The sequence below is a fragment of the Streptomyces capparidis genome (assembly GCF_054782095.1).
Map to the genome: position 1 here is coordinate 113,728 of NZ_BAAGTD010000018.1, position 19,640 is coordinate 133,367.

Consider the following 19,640-nt stretch of genomic DNA (forward strand, 5'->3'; position numbering starts at 1 on the left):
GAAAGGGTGCGCCAGTGTGCGCCATGAGGGAAGGGGTTCGCTGGAGCGGGCGGGCGCGGTGGGCGCGAACGAGGGTGCGCGGGGACGGGGGCCGGGCGCACCCGGTGCCCGGACATGCCCCGGGGCGGGGCGGAGGCGGGGCGGGCGCCGGTTAGGCCCGGCCGCCCTCGCCGGAGGCGCGGTCCAGCAGGCCGGTGCGGGCGGCCAGGGCGGCCGCCTCCAGGCGGGAGCCCACGCCCAGCTTCATCAGGACCCGCTGCACATGGGTGCGGGCGGTGCTGGGGGCGATGCCCATGCCCGCCGCGATCAGCCGGGTGTCCTCTCCCTCGGCGACCCGCACCAGCACCTCGACCTCGCGCGGGGTGAGCATCTGGAGCAGCCTGGCGCCCTCGTCGTCCGGCTCGGCCGCCGGGTTGAGCAGTTCCGCGAAGGACTGCTGGAGCAACTGCGGGGCGACGGCGACCTCGCCGGCGCGGGCCTTGACCATGGCCCGCTCCACGCCCTCGATGCGCTCGTCGTGCCGCACATAGCCGGAGGCCCCGGCCGCGAACGCCGCCGCGATGCCGCGCGGGTTGGGCACGGGGCCGAGGACGACGACGGCGACGCCCGGCCGTTCCCTCTTGATCCGCACCACCGAGTCGAAGGCACCGGGCTCGGCCGGTCCGGCCGTGCCGATCAGGCACACCTCCGGGGTGCGGCTGAAGACCAGGTCGGCCGCCGCTCCGCTGGGCGCGGCCGCGGCCAGCACCCGGTGGCCGCGCAGTTTCAGCGCCGATGCCAGCGCCTCGGCGAGCAGGCGGTGGTCGTCCACGACTACGAGCCGGACGCCCATGGCGGTTCCCCTCCCCGTGGACCGACGGCCCTACTGATCCACTGACCTTAGCGGGGCAAGGTACACGCTAGTTCGACACGCCGTCGCATTCAGTGGCGGGAAAACCCCGGTCCGTACGTTCGGGCCGGGGTTTTCTGGCGCAATCCGCACTATGCGGGCGTGCGCGGGGAGCGTTCACTCCTCTCCGTGCCCGCCTCAGTGCCCGTCTCCGTGCCCGCTTCCGTGCCCGCTTCCGCGCCCGCGGGCTCCGCGGCGGCGGCCGCGGCCCGCCCGCCGTCGCCCCGCGCCCGGCGCACCGCCTTGCCCAGCAGCGGCCACAGCAGCACCAGGGCCGCCACCCCGTACAGGGCGACCGCGAGCGGCTCGCTCCACAGCCCGCTGACCTCGCCGTGGCTGAGCTGGAAGGTGCGGCGCAACTGCTCCTCCGCCATGGGCCCGAGGATGACGCCGAGGATCAGCGGCAGCACCGGCAGCCCGAAGCGGCGCATCAGGAAGCCGAGCAGGCCGAGCACCAGCAGCACGATGAGGTCCACCGGCTGGAAGTTCACCGCGAACGCGCCCAGGGAGGCGAAGAACAGGATCCCGGCGTACAGGTAGGGGCGGGGGATCTGGAGCAGCTTGGCCCACACCGGCGCCAGCGGCAGGTTGATCAGCAGCAGCAGGACGTTCCCGATGAACAGGCTGGCGATCAGCGCCCACACCAGGTCGCTCTCCCGCTCGAACAGCAGCGGTCCCGGCTGGATGCCGAACTGGGTGAACGCGGCGAGCAGCACCGCGCCGGTGGCGTTGGCCGGCAGGCCCAGCGACAGCATCGGCACCAGGGACCCCGCGGCGGAGCCCTTGTTGGTGGCCTCAGGGCCGGCGACGCCCTCGATGGCGCCCTTGCCGAACTCGCTGTCCTTCCCGGCGAGCCGCTTCTCGGTGGCGTAGGAGATCACGGTGGGGATCTCGGCGCCGCCCGCGGGCAGCGCGCCCATGGGGAAGCCGATGGCGACGCCGCGCAGCCACGGCTTCCAGGAGCGCCTGAGGTCGTCGCGGCCCATCCACGGGGTGCCCACGGGGATGGGCTTGGGCGGGGTGCGGCGCAGGTGGGCGCCGACCCACAGGGCCTCGCCGACGGCGAACACGGCGACCGCGACGACGACGATGTCGATGCCGTCGGCGAGCTGCGGCACGTCGAAGGTCAGCCGCTGCTGGCCGGAGATGGAGTCGATGCCGACCAGTCCGATGGCCAGGCCCAGCGCCAGCGAGGCGAAGCCGCGGATCCGGGAGCTGCCGATGACCGCGGTGACGGTGGTCAGCGCCACCACCATGATCGCGAAGTAGGCGGGGGCGCCGAGCTGCACGGCGAGGTCCACCACCACGGGCGCGAGGAACGCCAGCAGCGCGGTGCCGATGGTGGAGGCCACGAACGAGCCGATCACGGCGGTGGCCAGGGCCTGTGCGGCCCGGCCGCGCTTGGCCATGAGGTTGCCCTCGATGGCGGTGACCACGGACGCGGACTCGCCGGGGGTGTTGAGCAGGATGGAGGTGATGGCGCCGCCGAACATGCCGCCGTAGTAGATGCCGGCGAACATGATGAACGCGGTGGTGGGCTCCATGCCGTAGGTGACGGGCAGCAGCAGGGCCACGGTCATGGCCGGGCCGATGCCGGGCAGCACGCCGACCGCGGAGCCGATGAGCACGCCGATGAGGGCGTACAGCAGGTTCTCGGGGCCGAGGACCGTGCCGAAGCCCCCGATGAGGTTGCCGAGCTCGTTCATCTCAGAGGATTCCCTTCAGCACGCCGGGGGGCAGGGTGATCCCGAGCCCGTAGTAGAAGGCGTAGAACGAGCCCACGGACAGCGTGGCCGCGATGCACGCGTCCCGCAGGAAGTGCCGGGAGCCGAGCGCGAAGGCGGCGCCCCAGAACAGCAGCGCGCCGGAGATCGCCCAGCCGAGCGGCTCGATGAGCAGGGCGTTGGCGAGGAACACCGCGACGAGCAGGCCGACCGCCTTGTAGTCGGGCTTGGCGTCCGGGTCGACGTCCTCGCCGCCCTCCATCTCGCCGCGTCCGCCGCGCAGCACGTCCACGGCGTGCAGGACGGCGCAGACGACCAGGCCGATGCCGACCGCGGTGGGCACCGCGCGCGGGCCGATGGGCTGGTTCTCCGCGGAGGGCAGCTCGGGCAGGGTGGCGGTGTCCCACAGCACGACGGCGCCGAGGCCCAGCAGCAGCACGGAGACGGCGAGCTCGGCGCGCTCCCTGAGCCAGGCGAGGCGCCCGGCGGGGGGCTCGGGCGGGGCGGGGGCGCCGGGGCCGGCGGGGGCGGTGGCGGGGTCGGGCTGCCCGGGGGCGGCCGTGTCGTTCGCGGTGGCGTCGGTGGTGGCGCCCTTGGCGGTGGTGCCGTTCGTGGTGGCGTCGTTCGTGGTGGTGCCGTTCGTGGTGGTGCCGTTGGGTGTCGTCATCAGGCCAGCCCCAGCTTCCGCAGCGTGTTCTCCACCCGCTTGTTCTGATCGCGCAGGAACGTCCGGAACTCCGGCCCGGTCAGCCAGGCGTCGGTCCAGCCGTTGCGCTCCAGCGCGCCCCGCCACTCCTGCGAGGCGCGCATCCGGCCGAGCGCCTCGGTGAGCCGCTCCCGCCGCCGCTCGGAGATGCCGGGGGCGGCGATCACCCCGCGCCAGTTGACGGCGGCCACGTCGACGCCCCGGTCCTTGAGGGTGGGGGCGTTCAGCCCCTTGATCCCGGTGCGCCCGGTGGTGGCCAGCACCCGGACGTCGCCCGCGGCGATCTGGTCCACCATCTCGCCGATGCCGGTGGCCGCGACGTCCACCTTGGAGCCGAGCAGGGAGGTGAGCAGCTCGCCGCCGCCGTCGTAGCCGATGTAGGAGACCTTGGTGGGGTCGATGCCCAGGCCCTCGGCGACCTGCATGGGCAGCAGGTGGTCGGGGCCGCCCGGGGAGGAGCCGCCGCCGACGGAGAGCCTGCCCGGGTGGGCGCGCCAGGCGTCGGCGAGGTCGTCGAAGGTGCGGAACTTCGAACCCTTGGGCACCACGATGGCGCTGGGGTCCTCGATCAGCCGGCAGAGCGCGGTGGCGTCCTCCAGGGTGGCGGAGGACCGGTTGGTGTATACGGCGCCCACGACGCCCAGGCCCATCATCATGAGCATCTCTTCGCTGCCCCTGGAGTTGACCAGGCGGCTGAGGCCGATGGTGCCGCCGGCGCCGGCGATGTTGAACACCTCCATGCCGCGGGCGGCCTTGGAGTCGGTCATCGCCTTGCCGACGGTGCGGGCGGTGATGTCGTAGCCGCTGCCGGGGCTGTTGCCGACGATCATGCGCAGCCCGGTGAGGGGCCCGTCGGCGCCGGTGTCGCTGTCCCGGGTGACGCCGCACGCGGTGGCCGCGGGAGCGAGCGCCGCGCACGCGGCGGCGCGCAGCAGTGTCCGTCGTTTCATCGCATCCCGTTCCAGGGGAGGTCCCGGCGCGGGGCGCGGGGGACGCCGGCCACCGGGAGTTTTTCGGAGGGGTTAACGCAGTGTTGCCGCAGCTTCTCCGGCGGCTGTGCCGTACGTCACCCTTCGCAAAACAACGGACATTGAGTTATTTGTGGTCACCGTGACCGTGCACGTTCTGGTCGTCGACGACGACTTCATGGTGGCCCGCATCCACAGCGGGTACGTCGAGCGCACCGAGGGGTTCGCGGTCGCCGCGGTGGCCAGGACCGGCGAGGAGGCGGTGCGCGAGGCCGCCCGGCTGCGCCCCGACCTGGTGCTGCTCGACCTGTACCTGCCGGACGCGAACGGCCTCGAGGTGCTGCGCCGGATCCGGGAGGTGTCGCCGCAGACGGACTTCCTGGTGATCAGCGCGGCCCGGGACGCGGCCACCGTGCACCAGGCGCGGCGCGGCGGGATCGTGCACTACCTGGTCAAGCCGTTCGAGTACCACGACCTCGCGGAGCGGCTCGCCCACTACCTGGAGGCGCACCGGGGCCTCGCCGGCACCGAGCGGGCCAGCCAGGACGACATCGACCGGCTGTTCGGCGGGGTGCGGCAGGCCCCGGCCCGGCAGGAGCTGCCCAAGGGGCTGAGCCGGGCGACGGCCGACCTGGTGCGGCGGGTGCTCCGGGGGCGGGCGCCCGAGGACGTCTCGGCGGCGGAGTGCGCGGCCGAGCTGGGGGTGTCCCGGGTGAGCGCCCGCCGCTACCTGGAGCACTTCACCGACACCGGGCAGGCGGTGGTGCGGCTGCGGTACGGCTCGGCGGGGCGGCCGGAGCGGTGGTACACCTGGGCGGGGCGGTAGCGGGGGCGCTCAGGCCCGCACGGACAGCGCGTGGTGGAAGACGTTCCCCGGGTCGAAGCGGGCCTTGGCGCGCCGGAGCCTCGCGTGGCCGTCCCCGAAGTACAGGGCCTGCCAGGGGACGCCGGAGGTGTTGTGGCGGGGGTCGGCGAGGTCGGCGTCCGGGTAGTTGAGGAAGCAGCCGTCGGCGGGCGCGGGGACGCCGCCGGTGCGCGCGTGCATGTCGCGGTAGAAGTCCCTGATCCACGCGAGGTTGCGGGCGTCGTCCGCGGCGCGCTCCCAGCCTGCCGCGTACATCATGAGCAGCGTCGCGCCGCGGTGCGGGACGGCGGTGGCGCCGGGCGCGACGGCGTTGACCCGCCCGCCGTAGGTGTTCAGGCTCAGCATGCCGCCCCCGGCGGGGCCCGCCCCGGACAGCACCCGGTGGGCGGTGGCGACCTGCTCCGGCGACAGCGGCTCGCGGGCGAACGCGGACTTCACCTTCAGCCGGTACACCGGCCCCGGCTCCCCCGGCGACCCGGCCAGCGCCGCGGCCAGCCAGGGCCGGTGCCGCCTGACCACCCCGGGGCGGGCCGCGGAGCCCGCGGCGAGCGCCGCCAGGTGGCCGTCGAGCAGCCGGTCGGCCTCGGCGGGCGGCGCGGCGACCTGGCCCTGGAGGACGATCGTGCCCGAGGCGCGGCCCATGAGGATGAACTCGCCGTAGAACGGGGCGGCCGGGGTGCCGACCGCGCTGTTGCGCGCCACCCAGTCGCCGTAGGCGCGCACCAGGCCGGTGAACGCCTCCCGGTCCAGGTCGGCCCAGCGCCAGGTGGCGCTGTAGGTGAGCGCGGAGGCGGGCGGGGCGGGCAGCAGCGCGGACGGGTCGCCCTCGGCGCCGGGGGTGCGGAACCAGTAGCGGGTGACGACGCCGAAGGTGCCGCCTCCGCCGCCGGTGTGCGCCCACCACAGCTCCCGGTGCGGGTCGGACGGCTCCCGGGTGGCCACCACGGCGCGGACGCGGCCCGCCCGGTCCACGACCACCACCTCCACGGCGTACAGGTGGTCCACGGCCAGGCCGTGCACACGGCACAGCGGGCCGTACGCGCCGCCCGGCACGTGCCCGCCCGCGCCGACGCCGGGGCAGGACCCGGCGGGGACGGTCACGCCCCAGTTGACGTACAGCCGCCGGTAGACGTCGCCGAGCGTGGCCCCGGCGCCGACCTCGAACGCGCGCATCCGCGGGTCCCAGCCGACCCGGTCGAGCTGCGAGGTGTCGATGACCATCCGCACCCGCGGGTCGTCCACGAAGCCCTCGAAGCAGTGGCCGCCGCTGCGCACCGCGACCCGCTGCCCCGCGCGCACCGCGTCCCGCACCGCGCGCACCGTCTCCGCGGTGCCGGCCACCACCCTGACCTCGTCGGGGCTGCCCTGGAAGCGGCGGTTGTAGTGCCGGTCGACCAGGGACGCGTACCGGGGGTCGCCCGGCGTGACGACTCCCCCCGCCGCCCCGCCGGCCCCGGCCGCCCCCGGCTCGGCTGCCGCCCCCGGCTCGGCTGCCGCGCCCGGCGCCCGGGCGGCGAGCCCGGCCCCCGCCGCCGTGAGCGCGGCCCCGCGCAGGACGTTCCTCCTGGTCTGCCCGGCCATGTTCGGCCCCTCCCTGCCTGCGCCGCCCCCGCGGGCGGCCCGTGCTCCGACGCTAGGGGCGCCGCGGGCCGGGCGGGATGGGCCCAGGCGGTGGACGGCCGGTGGTGCTGGGTACACCCCGGTCGCTCAGGGGCGGGACCAGGCCGGGTCGCGGCCGGTGAAGGCGACGACGCGGTCGAGCGGGGGCGCGTCCGCGGGGACCTCGACGGGCGGCCCGAAGGGGCCCTCCCCCGAGGACGTGCCCGCCGTCTCGGTCAGCAGCGGCAGCAGCTCGTCCAGCTCGCCCGGGTCCGGCGCGTAGGGCTGCCCGGTGGCGCGGGCCAGGTCCCAGCCGTGGACGACCAGCTCGTTGAGGGCGAACCTGCCGATCATGGGCGCGGGCGCGGTGACCCCGCCCACCTCGGTGACGCCCTCCCACGCGCCGGGCTCCCGCCAGGCGGCGGCCAGCTCCGCCAGCCGCTCGGGCAGCGCGGTGCGCCAGTCGCCGGCCTCGGGGACCCGCTCCGTGGCCCGCTTCCCGGCGCCGTCCCGGAAGGCGACGGCCAGGCCGAGCAGGTGGTCGATCAGGTCCCGCACGGTGTACTCGGAGCAGGGGGTGGGGTCGGCCAGCCGGTCGTCGCCGACGCCGTCGAGCAGGGCGGCCACCCGCCGCGCGGCGGGGGCGAGGTCCACGGGCGCGGGGGCCACGGGCGCGGGGCCGCTCACGCGGCGGTGCCCTGGTGGGCGGCGCGCAGGGCCGCGAGGTCCAGCTTCTGCATGCCGTACATCGCCCGCGCGGTCCGGGCGGCCTTCTCCGGGTCCGGGTCGCCGATCATGTCGAGCAGCTCGGCGGGGAAGACCTGCCAGGACACCCCGTACCGGTCCTTCAGCCAGCCGCACTGGCTCTCCTCGCCGCCGTCGGTGAGGACGGACCAGTAGTGGTCGACCTCGGCCTGGTCCGCGCAGGGGATCTGGAAGGAGATCGCCTCGCTGAAGGTGAACTGGGGCCCGCCGTTGAGGGCGACGAACTTCTGGCCGTTGGCCTCGAACTCCACGAAGACCACCGACCCGGCGGGGCCCATGCCCTCCTCGGCGGAGCGGACCACCCGGCCGAGCCGGGAGTCCTTGAAGACCGACACGTAGTACTGGGCCGCTTCCTCGGCCCGGCCGTCGAACCACAGACACGTGGTGAATCCGCTGCTGGCCATCGGTACCTCCTGGGTGTGTGTTCCTGCACCCGTACCGACCGCGGCCGCCGCGGAAACTCATCGGTGCCGCGGACTCATCCTTCGGCGAGTTCCAGCCAGGCCGTCTCCAGCTCGTCCCGCTTGTCCTTCAGCTCGCGCAGCTCCGCGTCCAGCTCGGCGACCTTCGCGAAGTCGGTGGCGTGCTCGGCCATGGCGGCGTGCAGCTCGTCCTCGCGGGCGGAGAGCTTCTCGAGCTGCCGCTCGATGCGGGCGAGCTCCTTCTGCGCGGCGCGGGTGTCGCCGCCGCTCTTCCTGGGGGCGGGCGGCGCCGCGGCCTCCCGGGCGGCGCGGCGGCGCTCCAGGTACTCGTCGATGCCGCGCGGCAGCATCCGCATCGTGCCGTCGCCCAGCAGCGCGTAGGTCCGGTCGGTGGTGCGCTCCAGGAAGTACCGGTCGTGGCTGATGACCATCAGCGAGCCCGGCCAGCCGTCGAGGAGGTCCTCCAGTTGGGTGAGGGTCTCGATGTCCAGGTCGTTGGTGGGCTCGTCCATCAGCAGCACGTTGGGCTCGTCCATCAGCAGCCGCAGCAACTGGAGGCGCCGGCGCTCGCCGCCGGACAGGTCGCCGACGGGCGTCCACTGGCGCTCCTTGACGAACCCGAAGCGCTCGCAGAGCTGCCCCGCGGTCATCTCCCGGCCCTTGCCGAGGTCGACGCGCTGGCGGACCCGCTCCACGGCCTCCAGCACCCGCCACTGCGGGTCGAGCTCGGCGACCTCCTGCGAGAGGTGGGCGAGCCGCACGGTCCTGCCGACCACGACCCGGCCCTTGGCGGGCTGCGCCTCGCCCTGGGTGGCGGCGGCGTCGGCGAGGACACGGAGCAGGGACGTCTTGCCCGCGCCGTTGACGCCGACCAGGCCGATCCGGTCGCCGGGCCCGAGCTGCCAGGTCAGGTGCTGGAGCAGGGTCCGCTCCCCGGCGGTGACGGTGACGTCCTCCAGGTCGAAGACGGTCTTGCCGAGGCGGGCGCCCGCGAACTTCATCAGCTCCACGCTGTCGCGGGGCGGCGGCACGTCGGCGATCAGCTCGTTGGCGGCCTCGATCCGGAAGCGCGGCTTGGAGGTGCGGGCCGGGGCGCCGCGGCGCAGCCACGCCAGCTCCTTGCGGACCAGGTTCTGCCGCTTGGCCTCCTCGGTGGCCGCGATGCGGGTGCGCTCGGCGCGGGCGAAGACGTAGTCGGAGTAGCCGCCGTCGTACTCGTGGACGGACGCGGACTGCACGTCCCACATGCGGGTGCAGACCTGGTCGAGGAACCACCGGTCGTGGGTGACGACGACGAGGGCGCAGCGGCGGGCGCGCAGGTGGTCCGCGAGCCAGGCGATGCCCTCCACGTCGAGGTGGTTGGTCGGCTCGTCCAGGACGAGCAGGTCCTGCTCGGCGATCAGCAGCTTGGCGAGCGCGATGCGGCGGCGCTCGCCGCCGGACAGCGGGCCGATCACGGTGTCCATGCCCTGCGCGAAGCCGGGCAGGTCCAGGCCGCCGAACAGGCCGGTGAGCACGTCCCTGACCTTGGCGTCGCCGGCCCACTGGTGGTCGGGACGGTCCCCGACGACCTCCTGGCGGACGGTGGCGGACGGGTCGAGGGCGTCGCCCTGCGCCAGCATCCCCAGGCGCAGTCCGCCCGCGTGGGTGACGCGGCCGGAGTCGGGCTCCTCGGCCCGCGCCATGATCCGGATCAGGGTGGTCTTGCCGTCGCCGTTGCGGCCGACCACGCCGATGCGGTCGCCTTCGGAGACGCCGAGGGAGATGCCGTCGAGCAGGGTGCGGGTGCCGTAGACCTTGCGCACTGCCTCCAGGTTCACAAGGTTGACAGCCACTTCTTCTCTTCTCTTGCGTCCTGCGTGCTTGCGTGCCGGTGGTGCTCTCGGGTCGCCCGCCCCGGGGTGCCGCGCCGCGGGCGGCGGGGACGACCGCGTCCCCAGACTAGTGCGGCCCGGCCGCCGCGCCCCAACCGGAACGGGGCGGCGGCGCGCTACCGCGGCGGCGCGGCCGGGGGCGCGGGAGGCTCCGGGGGCGCGGCGGGCGCCGGAGGGGCGGGGGGAGCGGGCGGCGGGGTCGGCGTGGACGGCGGGGTCGGTGGGACCGGCGTGGACGGCGGGACCGGTGGGGCCTGGTACGGGGGCGGGGTCGGGCAGACGGTCGGCGGGAGCGGGTAGCCGCCCGCCGGGACGGCCATGCGGGTGTCCTGCATGGCGCTGACCCTCCGGACGACGAGCCCGGCGAGCACGGCGGCGGCGATGGCGCAGGCGTGGGCGAGGGAGACGAGGACCAGGCCGGTCTCGGCCTCGTCCAGGTCCCGGCCGGAGCCGGCGAGGACCACCATGGCGAAGAAGTACAGGACCAGCCAGGCCAGCCCGGTGGCCCACCACGCGGTGACCAGGCCCGCGGCCGGGCGCTGGTACAGGGGCTGGCCGTAGGGCTGGACGGCGGCGTGCCGCGGGGCCGGGTCGCTGGCGACGCAGACGTCGTCGATGATCATCTTGGGGAACCAGAGGTTGACCACCGGCACGAACCAGCCACCGACCGCCCAGCCGGGGGAGAACCGGTGCTGCCCCGGCAGCCACACCTCGGCGTTGGTGCGGACCCGGTGGAACCAGACCAGGAACACCGGGATGGTCGCCAGGCCCGTGATGCCGCTCAGCATCGCCATCGTCTCGTAGAAGCCGTCGGTGGCCTCGTCGATCGGGTCGTCGGGCGAGAACAGGGTGGTCGGCTCGTCCAGGTCGCTGTACGCCTGGATGTCGGCGATCAGGTGCAGTGCGTACAGGCCCGCGAGCACCCACAGCATGGCCGCCGCCGCGACACCGAGCCCCGCGACCGGGGTGAGCCGGTACCCGATGCCGGGGGCGTGGACGGGCGGGGGCGGCGGGGCGCCGTCGCAGCGCGGGCAGCGCCCGTCGGCGCCGACATCAGCGGCTTGGCAGCGTTGACACAGCACGGCGCGGTCCCCCCAGGTCCTCGATGGCCGCCCCAGGGTAGTGGACGGCGCGCACGGGCGGCAGGCAGGCGCTCGCCGGGGCGGGGCGCGCCACCGCGCGCCCCGGGGGCGGGGCGCGGGGTGCGGTGCGGGGGCCGTCCCGCGGCCTTCGCCCCCGCGGTCGTTCGCCGCGCCGTTCCCGCGCCCCGGTCCTGCCGCCGCGGTCCTGCCTGCGCGTCCGCTCTTGGCCGCGCCGCCGCCCGTCTCCCCCGCCGCCCCGCTCCTCCCCTCGCCGCGTTTGCCCCCCGTCGGCCCTTTCGCCCTTCCCTTCCCTCTCCCACGGAGATATAGTTTCTCAGTAAGATATTGAGAAATGGAGTACACAATGAGCGTCCGCCGTCTCAACCACGCCGTGCTCTACGTCCGGGACGTGGAGAGGTCGGTCGACTTCTACCGCGCCGCCCTCGGCTTCGAGGTCACCGCCTCCCTCCCGGGCCGGGCCGCCTTCATGCGCGCCCCCGGCAGCGACAACGACCACGACCTCGGCCTGTTCGCGGTGGGCGACCGGGCCGCCTCCCCCGCGCCCGGCACCACCGGCCTGTACCACCTGGCGTGGGAGGTCGGCACCCTCGGCGAGCTGACCGCCGCCGGGCGGGTGCTGCGCGAGCGCGGCGCCCTGATCGGCGCCAGCGACCACGTCGTGTCGAAGTCCTTCTACGCCCGGGACCCGGACGGGATCGAGTTCGAGGTGATGTGGCGGGTCCCCCGCGAGGACTGGCCCGCGGACGGCGCCGCGGCGGTGCTCCCGCTCGACCTGGAGGCCGCCGTGGAGCGCTGGGGCGCGGACCGCGCCACCGGCGCCGCCGCGGGCTCGGCCACCTGAGTGGGACCGCGCCCGGGCTCCCCGCGGCCGGGGGGCCCGGCTACACCCAGGAGTCCAGCCACATGCGGTCCCGCCACTCGTCCATCGGGATGGCGGTGCCCGTGTACAGCGGGTGGAAGTAGATGAAGTTCCACACGATCAGCAGCACCAGCACACCCGCCGCCACCGCCCCCCACATCCGGCGCCGCTCGCTCGCCCCCCGCGGGCCGATCAGCCCGCCGATCATCATGGCCACCGCGAGGCACAGGTAGGGCACGAACACCACCGCGTAGAACAGGAAGATCGTGCGGTTCTGGTACATGAACCACGGCAGGTACCCGGCCGCCACCCCGCACAGGACCGCCCCGGCCCGCCAGTCCCGGCGCAGCGCCCAGCGGAACAGCAGGTAGCCGAGGGCCAGGATCGCCGTCCACCACAGCAGCGGCGTCCCGATGCCCAGCACCTCCCTGGCGCAGTGCTGGGCCTCGCAGCCGTCGAAGCCGCGCCGCGGGTCGTCGTAGAAGTAGGACACCGGCCGCCCCAGGACCAGCCAGCTCCACGGGTTGGACTCGTAGGAGTGCGGTGACTCCAGGCCGCGGTGGAAGTCGTACATCTCCGCGTGGTAGTGCCACAGGCTGCGCAGCGGGTCCAGGAAGTCCGGCAGCGGGCTCGGGCGGTCGTCCGCCCAGTGCCGGAAGTAGCCCCGGTCGGTGACCAGCCACCCGGTCCACGACACCAGGTACACCGCGACCGCGACCGGCACCAGGGACACGAACGCGAGCGGCGCGTCGCGCAGCAGCGCCGAGGAGTACGCGTGCCGCGCCCCCGCCACCCGCCGGGACGCCGCGTCCCACAGCACCGTGAGGACGCCGAACGCCGCCAGGAAGACGAACCCGTTCCACTTGGTGGCCCCGGCGAGCCCCAGGCACACCCCAGCCGCGATCCGCCACGGCCGCGCCCCGAGGAACAGCCGCCCGGCCACGGCGTCGTCCGCGGCACCGTCCGGCAGGGCCGCGGCGAGCCTCGCCCTGGCCCGGTCCCGGTCCACCAGCAGGCAGCCGAACGCCGCGAGCACCCAGAACATCACCACCAGGTCGAGCAGCGCGGTGCGGCTCATCACGAAGTGCAGGCCGTCCACGGCCAGCAGGAAGCCCGCCAGGCAGCCCAGCGCGGTGGAGCGGAACAGGCGCCGCCCGACGCGGCACAGCATCAGCACCGACAGGGTGCCGAGCAGCGCCATCATCACCCGCCAGCCGAACGGGTTCAGGCCCCAGAAGTGCTCGCCGATCGCGATGGTCCACTTGCCCACGGGCGGGTGGACGATGTACGACGCGGCGGGGTCGAGGGGGATCTCCTGCGGGGTGCCGAGGATGTCGGCGTTGGCCTGCTTGCCGTCGGGCCAGGTGCCCTCGTAGCCCAGGTGGAGCAGCGACCAGGCGTCCTTGGCGTAGTACGTCTCGTCGAATATCACCGCCCGGGGCTGCCCGAGCTTGTGGAAGCGCAGCACCCCCGCGAACGCCGCGACCAGCAGCGGGCCCAGCCAGCCGAGCAGCCGCGCCAGCCGGTCGGCGGTGGCCGGTGACGCGCCGAGCCGCGCCCGCAGCGGCCACCCGAGACCGGGCATCGGGGGGACGAGCCGCTCGCGCACCGGGGTCGGCCGCGGCGCCGCGTACCCGAACCACTCCAGCCGCCGCTGCCACAGGGTGGGCCGCCGCGGCACCGCCCCCTCGCCGTCCTCGGCGGTGGCCGGTCCGTGTGTCGCGGTGTCACTGCTCACCGGCCCATCGTAGGTCCCACCCGTCGCCCCGCCGCCCCCTGCGAGGATGGCCCGATGACTGGTGTGCTGGTGCTCGCGGGAACCCCGATCGGTGATGTGGCGGACGCGCCGCCCCGGCTGGCGCAGGAGCTGGCGGGGGCCGACGTGGTGGCCGCCGAGGACACGCGCAGGCTGCGGCGGCTCACCTCGGCGCTGGGGGTGGTGCCGCGTGGGCGGGTGGTGTCGTACTTCGAGGGCAACGAGGCCGCGCGCACCCCGGACCTGGTGGCGGAGCTGACCGGCGGCGCGCGGGTGCTGCTGGTCACGGACGCGGGGATGCCGTCGGTTTCCGACCCGGGCTACCGGCTGGTGGCCGCGGCCGTGGCGGCGGGCGTGCGGGTGACCGCGGTGCCCGGCCCGTCGGCGGTGCTGACCGCGCTGGCCCTGTCGGGGCTGCCGGTGGACCGCTTCTGCTTCGAGGGCTTCCTGCCCCGGAAGGCGGGCGAGCGGGCGTCCCGGCTGGCGCAGTCCGCGGACGAGCCGCGCACCCTGGTGTTCTTCGAGGCGCCGCACCGGCTGGCCGAGACCCTGGCGGCGATGGCGGAGGCGTTCGGGGCCGACCGGCAGGCCGCGGTGTGCCGGGAGCTGACCAAGACCTACGAGGAGGTCAGGCGCGGCCCGCTGGAGGAGCTCGCGGCGTGGGCGCGCGAGGGCGTGCGCGGGGAGATCACGGTGGTGGTGGCGGGCGCCCCGCCGCGCGCGCCGCGGGAGCTGTCCCCCGCGGAGCTGGCCCGCGCGGTGGCGGAGCGGGAGGAGGCGGGCGAGCGCCGCAAGGAGGCCATCGCCGCGGTGGCCGCGGCCACGGGGCGGCCCAAGCGGGAGGTGTTCGACGCCGTGGTCGCCGCCAAGCACGCGGCGGGCGGCGCCGGGGGCTGAGCGCCGCGCGGGAGCCGGGCCGCGGTGAGGTGGGTAAAGCAACGTCGGCGGACGGTCGACCCCGTGCCACAGGACGCCCAAATCTGCCCCAAGTAAGCCAAGAGATGGGCCAAGCCGCCGAAGGACGGGGCCCCGCGGGCGTTGGCTGGTGATGGAAAGTCCCGCAACGGACAAGCCGTCCGTGGGGCATGGGGAGCAGTCATGAGCGACACGGCGCGCACACCGGCCACCGGCATCGAGACCGTCCACGAGGCGTACTCCTTCGCCTGCATGCGCTGCGGGCACGCCTGGGAGCAGGCGTACGAGATAGAGCACCACGTCGACGCGGAGGGCAGGACGGTGGTGGCCTACCGCGCCGACGGCCGCGCCGTGCCCTCGCCGCTGACCCGCCCGTCCTGCGACAACTGCGACGGGCACCTGGTGCGGATCATGCGGGCGGGGCTGGTGTCGGCGGTGTCGTCCGGCAGCGGCGGGGCGCGCCGCGGCCGCGGGCGGGCCACCGAGGAGCCCGCGTCCCCGGACGGGGCCGCCGGGCAGCGGAGCGCGGACGGGAAGCGGCCCCGCCACCACTGGAGCCTGGCGGGCGTCCTGCGGCACCTGCACCCGGCGGCGCACCGCGGGTCGGGTCCCGCCGCCTGACCGGCGCGGGAGCCGCCACCCCGCGGGTCAACGGTTTGGGGCACACCCCGGCGTGGCCGATAGGATTTCCCACCATGGCGGCCACTGGATCTGACAAGCACGCGGAGCGCACCCCCGGCGGTGGCGCGAACGCCGGGCGGGCGTTCTACGTCTCGACGCCGATCTACTACGTGAACGACGCCCCGCATCTCGGCCACGCCTACACGACCGTCGCGGGCGACGTGCTCACCCGCTGGCACCGCCAGCGCGGCGAGCGGGTGTGGTACCTCACCGGGACGGACGAGCACGGTCAGAAGATCATGCGCACCGCCGACGCGAACGGGGTCTCCCCGCAGGAGTGGTGCGACAGGCTCGTCGAGGAGGCGTGGAAGCCCCTCTGGGAGCACCTGGAGATCGCCAACGACGACTTCATCCGCACCACGCAGAAGCGGCACACCGAGCGGGTGCAGGAGTTCGTGCAGGACCTGTACGACAAGGGCGAGATCTACAAGGGCGGCTACGAGGGCCCGTACTGCGTCGGCTGCGAGGAGTTCAAGGCGCCGGGCGAGCTTCTGGACGGCGAGGGCGGCGCGAAGCTGTGCCCTGTCCACAAGAAGCCGGTGGAGATGCTGAAGGAGGAGAACTACTTCTTCAAGCTCTCCGCCTACGGCCCGAAGCTGCTGGAGTACTACGAGGCGCACCCGGAGTTCGTGCAGCCCGCCTCGGCGCGCAACGAGGTCGTGCAGTTCGTGAAGCAGGGCCTCCAGGACCTGTCGATCTCCCGGTCCGCGTTCGACTGGGGCATCCCGATCCCGTGGGACCCCAAGCACGTGATCTACGTGTGGGTGGACGCCCTGCTGAACTACGCCACCGCCGTGGGCTACGGCGCCGACCAGGCCAGGTTCGAGTCCACCTTCCCGGCCGACGTGCACCTGGTGGGCAAGGACATCCTGCGGTTCCACGCCGTGATCTGGCCCGCGATGCTGATGGCGAACGGGCTGCCGCTGCCGGGCCGGGTGTTCGCGCACGGCTGGCTGATGGTCGGCGGCGAGAAGATGAGCAAGTCCAACCTGACCGGCATCTCGCCGCAGCAGCTCACCTCGCACTTCGGCGTGGACGCCTTCCGGTGGTACTTCCTGCGCGCCATCGCCTTCGGGCAGGACGGCGCGTTCTCCTGGGAGGACTTCACCGCCCGGTACACCTCGGAGCTGGCCAACGACTTCGGGAACCTGGCGTCCCGGGTGGCGGCCATGGTCGGCAAGTACTTCGGCGGGGAGCTGCCGCGGGCCACGGCCGTGGGCGACGCCGAGCGGGCGCTCGCCGGGGCGCTGGCGGAGACGGTGCGGGTCGCGGACGAGCGGATCGGGGAGCACCTGGACTTCTCCGGTGGCATCGGCGCGGTCTTCGACTACGTCAAGCAGGTCAACGGCTACCTGACCGAGCAGGCGCCGTGGAAGGTCGCCAAGGACGAATCGCCCGAGGCGCGAGCCCGGCTGGCGACGATCCTGTACACCGCGGCGGAGTCGCTGCGCGCCCTCGCCGTGCTGCTCAACCCGGTGATGCCGGCCACCTGCGAGAAGCTGTGGGCGTCGCTGGGCGCCGAGCCGCACCTGGGGGCGCTGGCGGACCAGCCGCTGCGCGAGGCGGGCGACTGGGGGCGGCTGCCGGCGGGCGCGCGGGTCACCAAGGGCGAGGTGCTCTTCCCCCGGCTGGAGGAGCCGAAGCAGGCGTGAGCAGGGACGACAAGGCGGCCGCGCCGCCGCTCCCGGAGCCGCTGCGGGTGCCGGTGGCGGACTCGCACACCCACCTGGACATGCAGGACGGCTCGCCCGCCGAGGGGCTCGCCAAGGCGGCGTCGGTCGGCGTCACCACCGTCGTCCAGGTGGGCTGCGACGTGCCCGGCTCCCGCTGGGCCGCCGACCTGGCCGCCGAGCACGAGCGGGTGTGGGCCACCGTGGCGCTGCACCCGAACGAGGCGCCGCGCCTGGTGCTGGGCGACCCCGACACCTGGAGCGGGCAGCGCAGGCCGCCGGGCGGGCGGCGGGCGCTGGAGGAGGCCCTGGCCGAGATCGACGCCCTGGCCGCGCTGCCGCAGGTGCGCGGGGTCGGGGAGACCGGCCTTGACTACTTCCGCACCGGCCCCGAGGGCACGGCGATCCAGCAGGAGTCGTTCCGCCGCCATGTCGACATGGCCAAGCGGCACGGCAAGGCCCTGGTCATCCACGACCGGGAGGCGCACGACGACGTGCTGCGGGTCCTCGCCGAGGAGGGCGCGCCGGAGCGGGTGGTGTTCCACTGCTACTCCGGCGACGCGGCCATGGCCAAGGTGTGCGCCGAGCACGGCTACTACATGTCGTTCGCGGGGAACGTCACCTTCAAGTCGGCCCAGCCGCTGCGGGACGCCCTGGCGGTGGCCCCGCTTGAGCTGCTGCTGGTGGAGACCGACGCCCCGTTCCTCACGCCCGCGCCGTTCCGGGGCCGCCCGAACGCGCCGTACCTGATCCCGGTCACCGTGCGCGCGATGGCCGCGGTGAAGGGCGTGGACGAGGACGAGCTCGCCACCGCCCTCGCCGCGAATACCGCACGGGCGTTCGACTACTGACCCGACCGCGCAGGCACGCCATGTCCGGCTTGGGCCGGTAGCTCCCGCTCCGCTACAGTCCGTTGCCCGCGGGCCCCGCGATGCCCGGGGCCGCCGACGGACGAGGGGCGGCGCCCATGACATTCGCGCACGGCAGCCATCGGGCGGCGCGCGGCCGCACCGCGCGCCACCGCCCGGCGGGTTCCGCGCCGGTGCGCCGGCTCCTGCCCCGGGTGCTGGTGATCACGGCGCTGGTGGGCGGGGTCACCGGGTACGTGCAGCACGACAAGGAGGTCCACCTGGAGGTGGACGGCACCCGGCGCACCGTGCACACCTTCGCCGGCGACGTCGGCGAGCTGCTGGAGCGGCGGCGGGTGCGCGTCACCGGCCGCGACGCTGTCACCCCCGCCCCGGGCACCCCGCTGGCCGACGGCGACACCGTCACCGTCGCCCCGGCCCGCCAGCTGACGGTGACCGTGGACGGCCGCCGCCACCGGGTGCGCACCACCGCCCTCACGGTGGAGGACGCCCTGGCCGGGGCCGGGATCGCGCTGCGCGAGCGGGACGCCACCTCCGTGCCGCGGCTGAGCTTCCCCCGCGACGGCCTGGCGGTCGAGGTGACCCGGATCCGCGGCGCGGCCCTCACCCGGGACGAGCCCGTCCCCTTCCCCGTGGTGCGCCGCCGCGACCCGGGCCTGTTCCGGGGCGCCGAGACCGTCGTGGTGCGCGGCGAGGAGGGGCTGCGGCGCGTCACCTACGCCTCCCGCACCCCGGGCGGGCGCCCGGTGCGGGTGGCGGAGCAGGTGCTGCGCGCGCCGGTCACCCAGGTCGTCGCGGTCGGCACCCGCCCCCTGCCGGCCTCGGTCGCGGACACCGCGGGCCTGAACTGGTCCGCGCTGGCCGCGTGCGAGACCGGCGGCAGGGCCGACCTGGTGGACCCGTCGGGCACCTACGGCGGCCTCTACCAGTTGACCGCCCGCACCTGGCGGGAGCTCGGCGGCACCGGCCGCCCCGAGCGGGCCTCCCGCGGCGAGCAGACCTGGCGGGCCCGCCACCTGTACGTACGGCAGGGGGCGAGTCCGTGGCCGGTGTGCGGCCGTAGGCTCTTCACGTGAGCACCAGCACCCCGCCGCCCGACCAGGGCTCCCTCCTCACCCCCGCCGACGTCCGCGAACTCGCCGCCGCGCTGGGGGTGCGGCCCACCAAGCAGCTCGGCCAGAACTTCGTCATCGACGCCAACACGGTGCGCCGCATCGTGCGCACCGCCGGGGTCCGGCCCGACGACGTGGTGGTGGAGGTCGGCCCGGGGCTGGGCTCGCTCACCCTGGCGCTGCTGGAGGCCGCCGACCGGGTGGTGGCCGTGGAGATCGACCCGGCGCTGGCCCGGGCGCTGCCCACCACCGTCGCGGCCCGCCTGCCGGGCCGCGCCGACCGCTTCACCCTGGTCCACCAGGACGCGCTGCGGGTCGCGGAGCTGCCGGGCCCGCCGCCCACCGCGATGGTGGCGAACCTGCCGTACAACGTGGCCGTGCCGGTGCTGCTGCACATGCTCCAGACGTTCCCCGGCATCGAGCGCACCCTGGTGATGGTGCAGGCCGAGGTCGCCGACCGGCTGGCGGCCGCGCCGGGCAGCAAGGTCTACGGGGTGCCGTCGGTGAAGGCGGCCTGGTACGCGGAGGTCCGCCGCGCCGGGGCGATCGGCCGCACGGTGTTCTGGCCCGCCCCGAACGTGGACTCCGGCCTGGTCTCCCTGGTCCGCCGCACCCCGCCGCGGACCGGCGCCACCCGCGAGGAGGTCTTCGCCGTGGTGGACGCCGCGTTCGCCCAGCGCCGCAAGACGCTGCGCGCCGCCCTGGCCAACTGGGCGGGATCGGCCGCGGCCGCCGAGTCCGCGCTGGTCGCCGCGGGCATCCCGCCGCAGGCCAGGGGCGAGTCCCTGACCGTGGCGGAGTTCGCCCGCCTGGCCGAGCACCGCCCCCGCTGACGCATCCCGGCTGACGTGTCAGCGCCGACG

Annotated in this window: 18 protein-coding genes; 8 read left to right on the forward strand and 10 right to left on the reverse strand. The window is 75.0% G+C overall.

Annotated features, from left to right (window positions below; translation table 11 throughout):
- Positions 1 to 151: 151 nt before the first annotated feature.
- The 4 genes from ACYVO2_RS16835 to ACYVO2_RS16850 form a co-directional block, all read right to left on the reverse strand.
- Entirely contained in the window at positions 152 to 832 is a 681-nt protein-coding gene (locus ACYVO2_RS16835; RefSeq protein WP_461008630.1) for a helix-turn-helix transcriptional regulator, read from the reverse strand.
- 149 nt (positions 833 to 981) lie between these two features.
- Positions 982 to 2,595, reverse strand: coding sequence for a tripartite tricarboxylate transporter permease (locus ACYVO2_RS16840; RefSeq protein WP_461008631.1), 1,614 nt, complete (start codon positions 2,593 to 2,595; stop codon positions 982 to 984).
- Position 2,596: 1 nt separating this feature from the next.
- Positions 2,597 to 3,280: a tripartite tricarboxylate transporter TctB family protein gene (locus ACYVO2_RS16845; RefSeq protein WP_461008632.1), complete on the reverse strand. Its 684-nt coding sequence runs from the start codon at positions 3,278 to 3,280 to the stop codon at positions 2,597 to 2,599.
- On the reverse strand, positions 3,280 to 4,269 hold the full coding sequence (locus ACYVO2_RS16850) for a Bug family tripartite tricarboxylate transporter substrate binding protein (protein WP_461008633.1): 990 nt from the start codon (positions 4,267 to 4,269) through the stop codon (positions 3,280 to 3,282). The genes ACYVO2_RS16845 and ACYVO2_RS16850 overlap by 1 nt, the downstream gene beginning before the upstream one ends.
- Before the next feature lie 160 nt (positions 4,270 to 4,429).
- Between ACYVO2_RS16850 and ACYVO2_RS16855 the strand changes: the two genes are divergently transcribed.
- Positions 4,430 to 5,113, forward strand: coding sequence for a response regulator (locus tag ACYVO2_RS16855; protein ID WP_461008634.1), 684 nt, complete (start codon positions 4,430 to 4,432; stop codon positions 5,111 to 5,113).
- A 9-nt stretch (positions 5,114 to 5,122) separates the two neighbouring features.
- Here the strand turns inward: ACYVO2_RS16855 and ACYVO2_RS16860 are convergent, their stop codons facing one another.
- The 5 genes from ACYVO2_RS16860 to ACYVO2_RS16880 form a co-directional block, all read right to left on the reverse strand.
- Entirely contained in the window at positions 5,123 to 6,733 is a 1,611-nt protein-coding gene (locus ACYVO2_RS16860) for an FAD-binding oxidoreductase (protein WP_461008635.1), read from the reverse strand.
- Between the two features lie 126 nt (positions 6,734 to 6,859).
- Positions 6,860 to 7,438 carry a TIGR03086 family metal-binding protein gene (locus ACYVO2_RS16865; protein WP_461008636.1) on the reverse strand — a complete coding sequence of 193 codons (579 nt, stop codon included), beginning with the start codon at positions 7,436 to 7,438 and terminating at the stop codon, positions 6,860 to 6,862.
- A complete protein-coding gene (locus tag ACYVO2_RS16870) occupies positions 7,435 to 7,920 on the reverse strand; it encodes a VOC family protein (RefSeq protein ID WP_461008637.1) in 486 nt (161 codons plus the stop codon). Before ACYVO2_RS16870 ends, ACYVO2_RS16865 begins: the two co-directional genes overlap by 4 nt.
- Before the next feature lie 74 nt (positions 7,921 to 7,994).
- Entirely contained in the window at positions 7,995 to 9,773 is a 1,779-nt protein-coding gene (locus ACYVO2_RS16875) for an ABC-F family ATP-binding cassette domain-containing protein (protein ID WP_461008638.1), read from the reverse strand.
- A gap of 155 nt (positions 9,774 to 9,928) precedes the next feature.
- On the reverse strand, positions 9,929 to 10,894 hold the full coding sequence (locus tag ACYVO2_RS16880) for a DUF4328 domain-containing protein (RefSeq protein ID WP_461008639.1): 966 nt from the start codon (positions 10,892 to 10,894) through the stop codon (positions 9,929 to 9,931).
- A 364-nt stretch (positions 10,895 to 11,258) separates the two neighbouring features.
- Here ACYVO2_RS16880 and ACYVO2_RS16885 point away from each other — a divergent pair, with 364 nt between their 5' ends.
- Positions 11,259 to 11,756 (forward strand): VOC family protein, encoded by a 498-nt coding sequence (locus ACYVO2_RS16885; RefSeq protein ID WP_461008640.1) that lies wholly within the window; start codon positions 11,259 to 11,261, stop codon positions 11,754 to 11,756.
- A gap of 40 nt (positions 11,757 to 11,796) precedes the next feature.
- Here ACYVO2_RS16885 and ACYVO2_RS16890 read toward each other — a convergent pair whose 3' ends face one another.
- Positions 11,797 to 13,512 (reverse strand): dolichyl-phosphate-mannose--protein mannosyltransferase, encoded by a 1,716-nt coding sequence (locus tag ACYVO2_RS16890; protein ID WP_461008641.1) that lies wholly within the window; start codon positions 13,510 to 13,512, stop codon positions 11,797 to 11,799.
- 54 nt (positions 13,513 to 13,566) lie between these two features.
- Here ACYVO2_RS16890 and rsmI point away from each other — a divergent pair, with 54 nt between their 5' ends.
- The 6 genes from rsmI to rsmA all read left to right on the forward strand — a co-directional run bounded on the left by rsmI (position 13,567) and on the right by rsmA (position 19,610).
- The gene (gene rsmI / locus ACYVO2_RS16895) at positions 13,567 to 14,427 is read left to right on the forward strand and encodes a 16S rRNA (cytidine(1402)-2'-O)-methyltransferase (protein ID WP_461008642.1); all 861 of its coding nucleotides are present in this window, start codon (positions 13,567 to 13,569) and stop codon (positions 14,425 to 14,427) included.
- Between the two features lie 201 nt (positions 14,428 to 14,628).
- A complete protein-coding gene (locus ACYVO2_RS16900; protein ID WP_461008643.1) occupies positions 14,629 to 15,066 on the forward strand; it encodes a hypothetical protein in 438 nt (145 codons plus the stop codon).
- 74 nt (positions 15,067 to 15,140) lie between these two features.
- Positions 15,141 to 16,778, forward strand: coding sequence for a methionine--tRNA ligase (gene metG, locus ACYVO2_RS16905; RefSeq protein ID WP_461008644.1), 1,638 nt, complete (start codon positions 15,141 to 15,143; stop codon positions 16,776 to 16,778).
- Positions 16,775 to 17,647 carry a TatD family hydrolase gene (locus ACYVO2_RS16910; protein ID WP_461008645.1) on the forward strand — a complete coding sequence of 291 codons (873 nt, stop codon included), beginning with the start codon at positions 16,775 to 16,777 and terminating at the stop codon, positions 17,645 to 17,647. The genes metG and ACYVO2_RS16910 overlap by 4 nt, the downstream gene beginning before the upstream one ends.
- A gap of 116 nt (positions 17,648 to 17,763) precedes the next feature.
- Complete coding sequence (locus ACYVO2_RS16915) at positions 17,764 to 18,741, forward strand: ubiquitin-like domain-containing protein (protein WP_461008646.1); 978 nt, start codon at positions 17,764 to 17,766, stop codon at positions 18,739 to 18,741.
- Entirely contained in the window at positions 18,738 to 19,610 is an 873-nt protein-coding gene (gene rsmA, locus ACYVO2_RS16920) for a 16S rRNA (adenine(1518)-N(6)/adenine(1519)-N(6))-dimethyltransferase RsmA (RefSeq protein ID WP_461008647.1), read from the forward strand. Before ACYVO2_RS16915 ends, rsmA begins: the two co-directional genes overlap by 4 nt.
- Positions 19,611 to 19,640: the final 30 nt, after the last annotated feature.